The organism is Kitasatospora sp. NPDC001175, assembly GCF_053598215.1.
The window spans coordinates 95,644-107,428 of record NZ_JBSFJU010000018.1 but is presented as its reverse complement, the minus strand read 5'-3'; the positions used below and the strand labels follow the sequence as shown (position 1 = coordinate 107,428).

Below are 11,785 nucleotides of genomic sequence, written 5' to 3'. Positions count from 1 at the left end.
CCGTGGCCAAGAATGATCCCCGGTGCGAGAGGATTGGCGTCCACCAGGATCGGCACCTGACAGGAGACGAACCCCCATGCGCACTGCCGCCGTCGTCGGCACCGGACTGATCGGCACTTCCGCTGCCCTCGCGCTCACCGGTCGCGGCTTCAGCGTGTATCTGGAGGACGCCGATCCGGATGCCGCGCGTACGGCGGCCTCGCTCGGTGCCGGTACCACCGACCTGCCCGAGGGGCCGGTCGACCTGGCGATCGTCGCGGTGCCGCCCGCCCTGGTGGGCAAGGTGCTCGCGGACTGCCAGCGCCGGGGGCTCGCCCGCTGGTACACGGACGTGGCGAGTGTGAAGTCGGGGCCGCGGGCCGACATCGCCTCGCTGGGCTGTGACACCACCCACTACATCGGCGGCCACCCGATGGCCGGGCGGGAGGTGTCCGGTCCGCTGGGCGCCCGGGCGGACCTGTTCGAGGGCAGGCCGTGGGTGCTCACCCCCACCCCGGACACCGACACGGACACCCTGAACGCGGCCCTGGAACTGGTCGCGCTCTGCGGCGCCATGCCGATCGTGATGGACGCCTCCGCGCACGACCGCGCGGTCGCGCTGGTCTCGCACACCCCCCAGCTGCTCTCCTCGCTGGTCGCGGCCCGGCTGGAGCACGCGGACGAGACCGCCATAAGGCTCTCCGGCCAGGGCGTCCGGGACGTGACCCGGATCGCGGCCTCCAACCCCGCGCTCTGGGTGGACATCCTGTCCGCCAACGCCGGAGTGGTCGCCGACATCCTGGAGGAGGTCGCGGCGGACCTCGGCGAGACCGTCACCGCGCTGCGCGCGATGGAGGCCGCCGACGAGACCGAGCGCCGCAGTGGCGCGGCCGGGATCGAGGCCGTGATGCGGCGCGGCAACACCGGTCAGTCCCGGATCCCCGGCAAGCACGGCGCTCCGCCCACCCGGTACGAGACGGTCGCGGTCGTCCTCGGCGACCAGCCCGGCGAGCTCGGGCGGCTGTTCGGCGAGGTCGGCGCGCTCGGGGTCAACATCGAGGACGTGGCCATCGAGCACTCCAGCGGCCAGCAGGTCGGCTTCGTCCAGCTCTCGGTCGCCCCGGCGGCGGTGCGGCGGCTCATCGGCGCGCTGCGCGAGCAGGGGTGGAGCGTCCGGGACTGAGCGCCGGGGGCGGGAGTGGTCCGTCCGGGGCCCGGCTCCCGGGAACCGGCGCGCCCGCCCGGCTCCGGTCGCGGCCCGGCGGGCTGGTCCGGATGGGTGAACCCGGGGATTCGACTACCCTTGTGAGGTCAACCCCAGGCTGTAGAGAGAGGTTCGCCCCGTGGACACTGCCGACCGAGCGTCCGCCCCGGTCGTCGTCGCCATCGACGGACCCTCTGGCTCCGGTAAGTCGACCGTCTCCCGGGCGGTCGCCGCCCGGCTCGGCCTGAGCTTCCTGGACACCGGCGCCATGTACCGCGCGATGACCTGGTGGATGCTGACCAACGACGTCGACGTCGAGGACGCCGACGCGGTGGCCATAGCCTGCGGCAAGCCGGTGATCGTCTCCGGCACCGACGCCGCGGGCCCGACCATCACGGTCGACGGCCAGGACGTCTCCGGACCGATCCGCGGCCCCGAGGTCACCTCGAAGGTCAGCGCCGTCGCCGCGGTCCCGCAGGTGCGGGCCCGGCTGGTGGAGCTGCAGCGCGGCTGCGCCGAGGTCGCCGAGCGCGGCATCGTCGCCGAGGGCCGTGACATGGGCACCGTGGTCTTCCCCGCCGCCACTCTCAAGGTCTTCCTGACCGCCTCGCAGGCCGCGCGCGCCGAGCGCCGTGCCGCCGAGCTGCGGGCGAAGGGCGTGGACGAGGCGACCATCGCCGCGATGGCCGCCGACCTGACCCGCCGGGACGCCGCCGACTCCTCCCGCGAGACCGACCCGCTGACCCAGGCGCCGGACGCCGTCCTGGTGGACACCAGCGACCTCACCCTGGAGCAGGTGATCGACCGGATCGTGGGCCTGGTCCAGGAACGGACCGGCTGCCTCGCCGCCTGACGACCCGGCCCCGGCCGGACCATCGGGCCCGTACCCGGGGCCCTGACAGACAGACCTGCGGCCGCCCGCGACGAGGGCGTCACGCACCGCGCTGCCCCCGAGGGGCAGGTACGCACGGCACGTCCCTGGGAAGGGCCGGTGCCGGGAAACGGAAACACGAAGATGAGCAACGAGACCGCGCACGGTTCGCACGGAGAGCTCGACGCGTCCGAGTACGCCGAGTTCATGGCGCTGGCCGCCGAGGAAGGCTTCGACATCGACGAGATCGATGCCGAGCTGGACGCCGCCGGGCACGGCCCGCTGCCGGTGCTGGCCGTCGTGGGCCGCCCCAACGTCGGCAAGTCGACCCTGGTGAACCGCATCATCGGCCGCCGCGAGGCCGTGGTCGAGGACCGCCCCGGCGTCACCCGCGACCGGGTCACCTACGAGGCCACCTGGAACGGCCGCCGGTTCAAGCTGGTCGACACCGGTGGCTGGGAGGTCGACGTCCTCGGCATCGACGCCGCCGTCGCCGCCCAGGCCGAGTACGGCATCGAGACCGCCGACGCGGTGCTCTTCGTGGTGGACGCCACCGTCGGTGCCACCGACACCGACGAGGCCCTGGTCAAGATCATCCGCAAGGCCGGCAAGCCGGTCGTGCTCTGCGCCAACAAGGTCGACGGCCCCTCCACCGAGGCCGAGGCCGCCTACCTGTGGTCGCTCGGCCTCGGCGAGCCGTACCCGGTCTCCGCGCTGCACGGCCGCGGCTCCGGCGACCTGCTCGACGCCGTCATGGCCGCGCTGCCCGAGGCCCCGCCGCAGACCTTCGGCGACAGCCCCGTCGGCGGCCCGCGCCGGGTGGCCCTGATCGGCCGGCCCAACGTGGGCAAGTCCAGCCTGCTCAACAAGGTCGCCGGCGAGGAGCGGGTGGTCGTCAACGAGCTGGCCGGGACCACCCGCGACCCGGTCGACGAGATGATCGAACTCGGCGGCAAGACCTGGAAGTTCGTGGACACCGCCGGTATCCGCCGCCGGGTCCACCTGACCGCCGGTGCCGACTTCTACGCCTCGCTGCGCACCGCCTCCGCGCTGGAGAAGGCGGAGGTCGCGGTCGTCCTGATCGACGCCAGCGAGACCCTGGCCGAGCAGGACACCCGGATCATCTCGATGGCCGTCGAGGCCGGGCGCGCCGTCGTCATCGCCTACAACAAGTGGGATCAGATCGACGAGGAGCGCCGCTACTACCTGGAGCGCGAGATCGAGCGCGATCTCGTCCAGGTCCGCTGGGCGCCCCGGGTCAACGTCTCGGCGAAGACCGGCCGCCACATGGAGAAGCTGGTCCCGGCGATCGAGACCGCGCTGGAGGGCTGGGAGACCCGCATCCCGACCGCCAAGCTGAACGCCTTCCTCGGCGAGCTGGTGGCCGCCCACCCGCACCCGATCCGGGGCGGCAAGCAGCCGCGCATCCTGTTCGGCACCCAGGCCGGTACCCGGCCGCCGCGCTTCGTGCTCTTCGCCTCCGGCTTCCTGGAGGCGGGCTACCGCCGCTTCGTCGAGCGCCGGCTGCGCGAGGAGTTCGGCTTCACCGGTACGCCGATCTCGATCTCGGTGCGAGTGCGGGAGAAGCGCCGCAAGAAGTGAGCAGGCCGCCTGAGCGGCAGTCCGGAGGCCGGGTACCCGTTGCGGGGCCCGGCCTCCGGCGGCTCTTGGGGTCCGTAGCGCTTTCTGGCGGTTCTCGGCGCCTCGTGGCACGTCGTATGAGGTGTGTCGTGCGGTGCCGTGTCTGTCCGGTCCTGGCGGCCCGTGGCATGTGCTGGCACGCGCCGTGGCACTTCTTGGCACTCTGTGGCGTTTCCGGGCGTGAAGTGCATGGGCGGAAGCGGTGGTTCGGTGCCGGGCAGGCCGGACCGGCGTCAGCCCTGGCCGGGGATGCGGCCCGGGGGCAGTGACAGCACGCCGCGGTGGCGCCCGCTGAAGCCGTTCACCTCACCGACCCCGCCGACGACCGGCTGCGCGGGGGCGAGGTAGCCCGAGGCGACCCAGCCCTGACCGCCGGATGCCTGGGCCGCGCCCGCGTACTGGCCGTTGCCGGCCGGTTGGCCGGTGGTGGCGGGCCGAGCGGCGCCGGGGTGCCCTGCGGCAGCCGCCGCTGCCCCGAACTGCCCGGTCGCGGCGAGGAATTGACCCGCGCTGAACTGGCCGGACGTCACCTGCCCCGGCGTGAACGACCCGGTTGAGTGCTGCCCGCTCCCGTACTGCCCGCCGTTGCCGCCGCCCTGCTGGCTCGGCATGAACTGCGGCGTGCCCTGGGCGTGCCCCGCGTAGGTGTCGAACACCTGGTGCTGCGGCGGGTACGCGGTCAACTCCGCGCGGGTGCCGTACGGCTCGCCGCGCGAGGCGTACGAGTCCCCGGGTGGGAGTGCCTCACGGACGGGCTGGGCGTCCCGGCTGAAGTACCCCGCCCGGGGAGTGTCCCGTACCGCGAAGCCGGTGAAGCGCAGATCCTCCTCGCCGGTCCGGTCACCGGGAAGGGCCCGGAACAGTCGCCGGTACTCCGAGTACAGCGCGTCGTAGATGGGGGTCGGCGAGGAGGGGTGCTCCGCGTCGTACGACGGGCGCATGCCCGGGATGGAACGGGCGCCGGTGGCGGAGGGGCGGTGGGTGACGACGTCGTAGCTGTACACACGAAGGCCAACGATCGAGGCGGCCGGGGGATGCGGGGCCGGGACGGCCGTCCTGTGTCACTCCCGGCACTCGGTGGCGGGATCGCCAGGGTGTTCGCCGGTTCGTCCATGGGTTCGCCCGTCGTGCCCCTCGTGCCGGTCCTTCGCCGGTTCGCCTCCAGCCCGTCGTGCCGGTCCTTCGCCGGTTCGCCTCCAGTCCCCCGCGCCGGCTTCGGCTCGTCCGGCCTCCGGCCGCGGCGCGGGCGGAGCCGCAGCCGGTCATGGTGGGACGGCTGCGTCACCGGGCCCGGACGGACGTTCTCCGGCCCTGTGGCGAGGTGCCGGAGGGGGCCGGAGAACGGGGAGCGGCTCGGGAGTTCGGCGCGGCGGCCCGGTACGAGGGACGGGCCCGGCGCGCGCGGGAGGACCGTCAGGTCCCGGCCAGCGGCAGGATGGCACCGACCAGCAGGCCCTTGGCAGCGGCACGGTCGAGCGCCTGGCGCAGCAGGTCCTCGCGGGGCTGGCGGCCGACGGTGCCGGCCGGAACCGCGTACATCGTCACCGTGGCCTGGGCGTTGGCGGCCTGCCGCCAGGCGTCGGTGACCTGGAGCGGCTGGTGCGCCTGCCACCAGGCAGAGCTGCCGCCGGTCGCCGAGGGCTGCAGGATCGCGTGCAGCTTGCCCATCGCCATCAGCACCGACCAGCCGGGCAGCGGTGAGTCCGGGGCCCTGTCGACGTCCGTGACCTGCTGGAAGTGGTGGTCGGTCAGCAGCGAGAGGAACTCGTCCTCCCCGGAGGTGTTGCCGGGACGGCCGACCGGCCCGGTCGGTTCGACCACCAGTGCGGCGTGCGCGGTGTCACCGCACATCACCAGACCGCAGGTGATCCCCAGGACGGCGGGCTGCCCGGCGGCCGGCGGCGCGGGCCGTTCGGCCTCGGGCGCCGTCTCCGCAGCGGCTCCGACGCCACCCCCGGCACCACCCCCGCTCCCGGGCGCGCCGACGGCCGGAGCGCCGCCCTGGGCCTGGTTGATGCTCTCCACGGCGCCGCGCAGCTGAGCCTCGGAGACCGGTACCACCTGCGAGGGAATGCAGCGGGCGTGGGCGAAGGCGAGTACCGCCGTCTCGTCACCGACGAACAGCACGGTACTGGTGGCCTCCTGGGAGGAGTCACCAGGGGCGCGGCACGAAGTGCAGTCGTAGGTTTCGGGTGCGTGTGCACCGGCGAGCAGGCGGTCTGCCTCGTCGTCGCCGATCTCGGCTCGGACCTCGTCGCTGACAGCGAGCATGCGCGGCAAGGGGGACTCCTCGGGTCGTCAGGTAATGGCGGCCGGGCGCGTCCGACCGCCATTACCAACGGGCCGCCCGGCCAGGGGTCACGGGTGAACGCACCCGCGACGGGAATTGCCGCTAATCCGACTGCGAGCTGTGAACACCTGAACGCAATGTGTCGACGCCGTATGCGAGCGCACCGGGTTCCGCCGTTGTCGGGGCGCCGGCCGCCGGGCTGCCGGGAGCCCCGTCGGTAGGTGACCTGTGGGGTCCGGGGTCCTTCATCGCCAGCGCAGTTCACCCATGGCGACCTTGGTGCCGAGTTCCACCGCGAGTTTCAACCCGGCCTGCGGGTAGTGCCGTTCCAGCGCCTCCTGCGCGGCCGCCGCGTTCTCGGCCTGGCCGACCTCGGTCTCGAACGTCCGCAGGTAGTCCCGGGTGTAGTGGATCGCCGACACGTCGGCGGGTGCGCCCGCCCTGCGGTGTCCGGCGGCCACGAAGGACGGGTCGAGGGCCTCCATGCCGTCCAACAGGTCGATCCAGGCGCCGCGCCCGGCCTGCGTCGGGGTGTCGGCGGTCCACACGTGCAGCCCCTGGAACAGCAGCACGCCACCGAGGACCACCCGCTGCCGGTGCTCCCACAGATAGTGCCGGTCCGGGAGGTGGAAGTCCGCGCCGCGCAGTTCCAGTCGGTGGCCCTCGAACTCGATGGCGTCACCGGCCAGCGGCTCGGGCAGGACCAGCCGCGTCGGGAGTTCGGGGCCGAGCCGCGCCCAGGTCTCCAGTTTCGACCGGTACGTCTCCTTGATGTGCGCCACGATCGCCGGGGCGGCGAGGAACCTGGCCTTGGGAAAGGCGTGGTGGATCGCCTCGGAGCCGAAGTAGAAGTCGGGGTCGCCGTGGCTGATGAAGACCGCGGTCAGCTGCTTGCCGCAGACCCTGACCTCCTCCGCCAGGCGGTGGCCGTCGGAGCGGGTGAAGCCCGCATCGACCAGGAGTGCTTCGTGCCGGCCGGTGACCAGCACGGCCGACTTGCCGAGGGAGGACTCGGGGAGGTCGATGATCTTGAAATCCAGGGTCTTCATGCTGGCTCCTCGGCATGGGCTGCCCGGCACCGGCTTCTCGGCGCCGGTGCCTCGGCCGGACCTCGGTCGGGCTCCCGATCGGGCTCGTCGGTCGGCATCCCGATCGGGGCTCTCCGGTCGGGGTACTCCCAGCTCAGCCCTGGACCCGGCACGCTGCACCCGCAACCGGTCAGGCGTGCGCCGAACGGCTGACCCCGGGGCCGCCGCCGCCCGGCCGGCGCGGGCCGGACTGCTGCGAGGATGGGTGCATGGACGGCGAGACGTTCCCCCTCTTCCCCGCGGAGTCGCTGTTCCCGCCGGAGCCGCGCGAGCGCTCCGAACCTGCGCCGGGCACCGTCCATGTCCCCGACTGGCTCTCCCTCCCCGAGCAGCGCGGACTGGTCGAGGCCTGCCGAGCCTGGGCCCGCCCGCCGGCCGGGCTGCGCACCGTCCGGATGCCCCGCGGTGGCGAGATGTCGGTACGGATGCTCAGCCTCGGCTGGCACTGGTACCCGTACGGCTACGCCCGCACCGTGGTGGACGGCGACGGCGCGCCGGTCAAGCCGTTCCCGCCCGAGCTGGGCGCGCTCGCGGTCCGCGCACTCGCCGAGGCGTACGGTCCGCGGCTGCCCGAGATCGCCGGGGCGGTCGGCTACCGGCCCGACATCGGGGTGGTGAACCACTATCCGCACGGCGCGAAGATGGGCCTGCACCGCGACCGCGAGGAACGCATCGACGCCCCGGTGGTCTCCCTCTCGCTCGGTGACAGCTGCGTGTTCCGGCTGGGCAACGCCGAGACCCGCACCCGCCCCTGGACCGACCTGGAACTGCGCAGCGGCGACCTGCTGGTCTTCGGCGGCCCCTCCAGGTTCGCGTACCACGGAGTGCTGCGGACCGTGCCGGGCACCGCCGACCCGGCACTCGGGCTGGTCGGGCGGCTGAACATCACCGTTCGGCAGTCGGGCCTGACGTGAGCGGGGGCGTACGTCCCGGGTAGGCCGGTACGGCGGGCCGGGCGTCGGGGAGCCGGTCCGTACGGCGAGCCGGGGGAGTTCGTCCCTACGGCGAGCCGGGACCCGGTCCGTACGGCGGACCGGTGGCCAGGAGTACCCGCAGGCCGTGGGGCGAACGGGGCTGCCGCCGACCTCCATCCGACGCGCGCCCGACGCGCGCCCGACGCGTACCCCCGGGCGGCGGGAATTACGGCGGGCCGAGCAGACTTCTGTGTAGACGAGGCGGTCGTCGGGTGAACCGTGCCCCACGAGCCCGTCGAGAGAGGAAGTGTGGCCATGGAGACACCCGTCGATCACCTTGTCGACCTGCTCGACCTGGAACAGATCGAGCACAACATATTCCGTGGCCGGAGTCCCGAGGAGGCGCTGCAGCGCACCTTCGGCGGCCAGGTCGCGGGGCAGGCCCTGGTTGCGGCGGGTCGCACGGTGGAGGGTGGCAGGCCGGTGCACTCGCTGCACGCCTACTTCCTGAGGCCCGGCGTTCCCGGCGTGCCCATCGTCTACCAGGTCGACCGGATCAGGGACGGCCGCTCCTTCACCACCCGGCGGGTGCTGGGCATCCAGCAGGGCCGCAGCATCTTCGCCCTCACCGCAGACTTCCACCAGCCAGAGCAGGGCGGCATCGAGCACCAGGCCCAGATGCCCGACGTGGCCGACCCCGAGGACCTGCCCAGCGCGCTGGAGGAGGTCGGCGCCAAGCTCGGCGAGCTGCCGCCCTTCATCAGCCGCCGCCAGCCCTTCGACATCCGCTACGTGGACCGTCTGCGCTGGAGCAAGGACGAGCTGGCCGACGTCGAACCGCGCAGCGGCGTCTGGCTGCGCACCCACGGCGCCCTCCCCGACGACCCGCTGATCCACGTCTGCGCCCTCACCTACGCCAGCGACATGACCTTGCTGGACGCCGTCCGCGCCCCGATCGAACCGCTGTGGGGCGAGCGGAACTTCGACATGGCCTCGCTCGACCACGCGATGTGGTTCCACCGCCCGTTCCGCGCCGACGACTGGCTGCTGTACCAGCAGGAGTCGCCGATCGCCCACGGCGCGCGCGGCTTGGCACGCGGTCAGATCTTCGACCGGAAGGGCCGGCTGGTCGTCTCCGTCGTACAGGAGGGGCTGTTCCGGCCTCTCACCGGCCGCGGCTGACCGTGGCCCCGAATCACCCGATCCGACGAACGGCTGAACCATCTGACTGTCGCATCGACCGAACCCTCGCATTGACTTGGACCGTCGCCTCGACCCGGACCGCAACATCGAGCCGGATCGTCGCACGCCGACCAGGACCTTCGTGTGCGGATCGTCGTGCCTCGCCCCGGACCGTCGTGCGCCGCCCGTCGTATGCCGACCGTGGTGCACCGACCGTGGTGCACCGACCGGAAAGGTCGTACCGAGCCGTACCGAGCCGCACCGAGTCGAACCGTCGCCTCGAGTCGAACCCTCGTACCGAGCTACCCGGGAGGCACGCACCGTGACCGCCACCGCCACCGAGGAATGGAACCACTGGACCGAGGCCCGCACCGCCTCGGTGACCGCACCGCACGGCCAGCTCGCCCTCACCGGCACCCACTGGCTGGACTCCGAACCCATCGAGATCTCGGGCCTGCCCGGGCTCTGGTGGGCCTCCGAAGGCCTGGTACGGCTGCGCGCCAAGGCCGATGACGACATCCGGATCAAGGGTGCGGAGGCGCCGGTGGACGGCGAGGTCGCGCTGCGTCCGGACACCGCGCGCAGCCCCGACCTGGCCGAGCTGGGGGAGCGGTTGCTGGCCCCGATCGAGCGAGAGGGCGAGCTGGCCCTGCGGGTCTTCGATCCGGACTCGGCACGGCGCGCCGCCTTCGCCGGGATCACCGTCTATCCCTACGCCCCGGAGTGGGCCGTACCGGCCGTCTTCACCCCGTTCGAGGCGGAGAAGACGGTCAGCGTGCCCAACGCCGACGGGCGGGAGCGCCCCCTGGAGGTCACCGGGCAGATCTCCTTCACCCTGGCCGGTGAGCCGCACACGCTCACCGTCAGCCGCGCGGGTAGGTGGCTCAGCGGCGTGATCAGTGATGCCACCAGCGGCAGCGACACGTACCGCTTCCGCTTCATCACTCTGCCCGAACCCGACGAGAGCGGGCACACCGTGCTCGACCTCAACCGGGCCCACCTACCGCCGTGCGCCTTCTCCGACCACTACATCTGCCCGTTCCCGCCACCCGACAACCGGTTGACGATCGCGGTGGAGGCCGGGGAGAAGCAGGTGCTGAGCCGGTGACCGCCGACGCGGCGAGCGGGGGCGGTGGCGACGAGGGCGGGGTGTGGCCGAGCATGAGTTCCCGTGTCGACTAATCCGCCTCCGCCTCCGCCCTCGTCCCTGTCCGCATCTCCGTCCCCGTCTCCGTCCTCCTCGGCTACGGCCTCCGCCTCCGCCCACGATTCCGATTCCGGCTCCGGCTCCGGCTCCGATGCGTCAGCGTCCGTCCGGGACGCCGGTCCGGCCGCAGGCCGCTCTGGCGGGCGGCTGCGGCGGCTGACCAGGGGAGCGCTCGCCGACCTCACCCCGCTGCGGGAGATACCGGACTACCGCCGGGTCTGGTTCGGCCAGTCCGTCTCCTCGGTCGGGCAGCAGATGACCGCCGTCGCGGTCTCCGTCCAGGTCTATCAACTGACCGGCTCCAGCTTCGCCACCGGCCTGGTGGGTCTCTTCGCGCTGGTGCCGCTGGTCGTCTTCGGTCTCTACGGCGGCGCGATCGCGGACACGGTGGACCGGCGACTGCTGGGACTGGTCGGCTCGGGCGGTCTCGCCCTGGTCTCGGCGGTCCTGGCGGCGCAGGCGGTGCTCGGCTCGCACACGGTCGCGGTGCTGTACGCGGCGGTGGCCGTGCAGGCGGCCTTCTTCGCCCTCAGCTCGCCCGCCCGGTCCTCGATGATCCCCCGTCTGGTGCCGAGCCGTCAGCTGCCCGCCGCCAACGCCCTGAACACCATCAGCATGAACCTGGGCTCGACCGTGGGCCCGATGCTCGGCGGCGTCCTGATCGGCGCGTACGGGGCCCGGGCCGCCTACCTGGTGGACACCCTCGCCTTCGGCGCCACGCTGTACGCGATGTGGCGGCTGCCCGCGATGCGGCCCGGCGGCGACGGCGAGCGCAGGCGGCGCGCCTCGGTGCTGGACGGCCTGCGCTTCCTCCGCGAGCAGCCCAACCTGCGCACCAGCTTCCTCGCCGACCTCGCCGCCATGATCTTCGGCCTCCCGCGTTCCCTCTTCCCCGCCATCGCGGTCGGCTTCTACGGCGGTGGCCCCGGTACCGTCGGCCTGCTGGTCGCGGCCCCCGCCGTGGGGGCACTGCTCGGGGCCGCGTTCTCCGGCTGGGTCGGCCGGGTCCGGCGGCACGGCGTCGCCATCCTGGCCGCCGTCGCGGCCTGGGGACTGTCCATCGCCGCCTTCGGCCTGGTCCACAACCTCTGGCTGGGCCTGGCCCTGCTCGCCGCGGCCGGCTGTGCGGACACCATCAGCATGATCTTCCGGAACACGATGATGCAGGTGGCCGCCCCCGACGAGATGCGCGGCCGCCTCCAGGGCATCTTCATCGTGGTGGTCGCCGGCGGCCCACGCCTAGGAGACTTCGAGTCCGGCACCGTCGCCTCCCTCACCTCCCCAGCCGTCTCCGTGATCACCGGCGGCCTCGCCTGCCTCGCCGCCGTCCTCTTCCTGGCGGCCCGCCGCCCCGCCTTCCTCCGCTACGACGCCCATCACCCGACACCCTGACCTGCGCCGCCCACCGA

The 11,785-nt window shown here is 73.0% G+C and carries 10 protein-coding genes; 7 read left to right on the top strand and 3 right to left on the bottom strand.

From position 1 onward, the window contains the following. Positions 1 to 76: 76 nt before the first annotated feature. The 3 genes from ACWDAK_RS16180 (at position 77) to der (ending at position 3,656) form a co-directional block, all read left to right on the top strand. Positions 77 to 1,162, top strand: a complete 1,086-nt coding sequence (locus tag ACWDAK_RS16180; protein WP_344638252.1) for a prephenate dehydrogenase — start codon at positions 77 to 79, stop codon at positions 1,160 to 1,162. A gap of 160 nt (positions 1,163 to 1,322) precedes the next feature. After that, a complete protein-coding gene (gene cmk / locus ACWDAK_RS16175) occupies positions 1,323 to 2,036 on the top strand; it encodes a (d)CMP kinase (RefSeq protein WP_344638251.1) in 714 nt (237 codons plus the stop codon). A gap of 162 nt (positions 2,037 to 2,198) precedes the next feature. Next, positions 2,199 to 3,656: a ribosome biogenesis GTPase Der gene (gene der, locus ACWDAK_RS16170; protein ID WP_344638250.1), complete on the top strand. Its 1,458-nt coding sequence runs from the start codon at positions 2,199 to 2,201 to the stop codon at positions 3,654 to 3,656. 272 nt (positions 3,657 to 3,928) lie between these two features. On the opposite strand, the gene ACWDAK_RS16165 is transcribed toward der, so the two are convergent. The 3 genes from ACWDAK_RS16165 to ACWDAK_RS16155 form a co-directional block, all read right to left on the bottom strand. Beyond that, positions 3,929 to 4,699 carry a hypothetical protein gene (locus ACWDAK_RS16165; protein ID WP_425557722.1) on the bottom strand — a complete coding sequence of 257 codons (771 nt, stop codon included), beginning with the start codon at positions 4,697 to 4,699 and terminating at the stop codon, positions 3,929 to 3,931. A 409-nt stretch (positions 4,700 to 5,108) separates the two neighbouring features. Further along, on the bottom strand, positions 5,109 to 5,966 hold the full coding sequence (locus ACWDAK_RS16160; protein WP_425557726.1) for a hypothetical protein: 858 nt from the start codon (positions 5,964 to 5,966) through the stop codon (positions 5,109 to 5,111). A 264-nt stretch (positions 5,967 to 6,230) separates the two neighbouring features. Continuing rightward, on the bottom strand, positions 6,231 to 7,034 hold the full coding sequence (locus ACWDAK_RS16155) for an MBL fold metallo-hydrolase (RefSeq protein WP_344638248.1): 804 nt from the start codon (positions 7,032 to 7,034) through the stop codon (positions 6,231 to 6,233). 248 nt (positions 7,035 to 7,282) lie between these two features. On the opposite strand from ACWDAK_RS16155, the gene ACWDAK_RS16150 reads away from it, so the two are divergent. The 4 genes from ACWDAK_RS16150 (at position 7,283) to ACWDAK_RS16135 (ending at position 11,768) form a co-directional block, all read left to right on the top strand. Then, a complete protein-coding gene (locus ACWDAK_RS16150; RefSeq protein WP_344638247.1) occupies positions 7,283 to 7,987 on the top strand; it encodes an alpha-ketoglutarate-dependent dioxygenase AlkB family protein in 705 nt (234 codons plus the stop codon). A gap of 315 nt (positions 7,988 to 8,302) precedes the next feature. Continuing rightward, positions 8,303 to 9,169: an acyl-CoA thioesterase gene (locus ACWDAK_RS16145; protein ID WP_344638246.1), complete on the top strand. Its 867-nt coding sequence runs from the start codon at positions 8,303 to 8,305 to the stop codon at positions 9,167 to 9,169. 322 nt (positions 9,170 to 9,491) lie between these two features. Then, positions 9,492 to 10,277, top strand: a complete 786-nt coding sequence (locus ACWDAK_RS16140) for a DUF1684 domain-containing protein (RefSeq protein ID WP_427393429.1) — start codon at positions 9,492 to 9,494, stop codon at positions 10,275 to 10,277. Positions 10,278 to 10,523: 246 nt separating this feature from the next. Beyond that, entirely contained in the window at positions 10,524 to 11,768 is a 1,245-nt protein-coding gene (locus ACWDAK_RS16135) for an MFS transporter (RefSeq protein ID WP_427393530.1), read from the top strand. Positions 11,769 to 11,785 lie beyond the last annotated feature (17 nt).

Excerpts from the sequence above, each read along its gene's own strand:
- ACWDAK_RS16180 (WP_344638252.1), top strand. The coding sequence starts at position 77 with ATGCGCACTGCCGCCGTCGTCGGCACCGGACTGATCGGCACTTCCGCT.
- der (WP_344638250.1), top strand. The coding sequence starts at position 2,199 with ATGAGCAACGAGACCGCGCACGGTTCGCACGGAGAGCTCGACGCGTCC.
- ACWDAK_RS16160 (WP_425557726.1), bottom strand. The coding sequence starts at position 5,966 with ATGCTCGCTGTCAGCGACGAGGTCCGAGCCGAGATCGGCGACGACGAG.
- ACWDAK_RS16155 (WP_344638248.1), bottom strand. The coding sequence starts at position 7,034 with ATGAAGACCCTGGATTTCAAGATCATCGACCTCCCCGAGTCCTCCCTC.
- ACWDAK_RS16150 (WP_344638247.1), top strand. The coding sequence starts at position 7,283 with ATGGACGGCGAGACGTTCCCCCTCTTCCCCGCGGAGTCGCTGTTCCCG.
- ACWDAK_RS16145 (WP_344638246.1), top strand. The coding sequence starts at position 8,303 with ATGGAGACACCCGTCGATCACCTTGTCGACCTGCTCGACCTGGAACAG.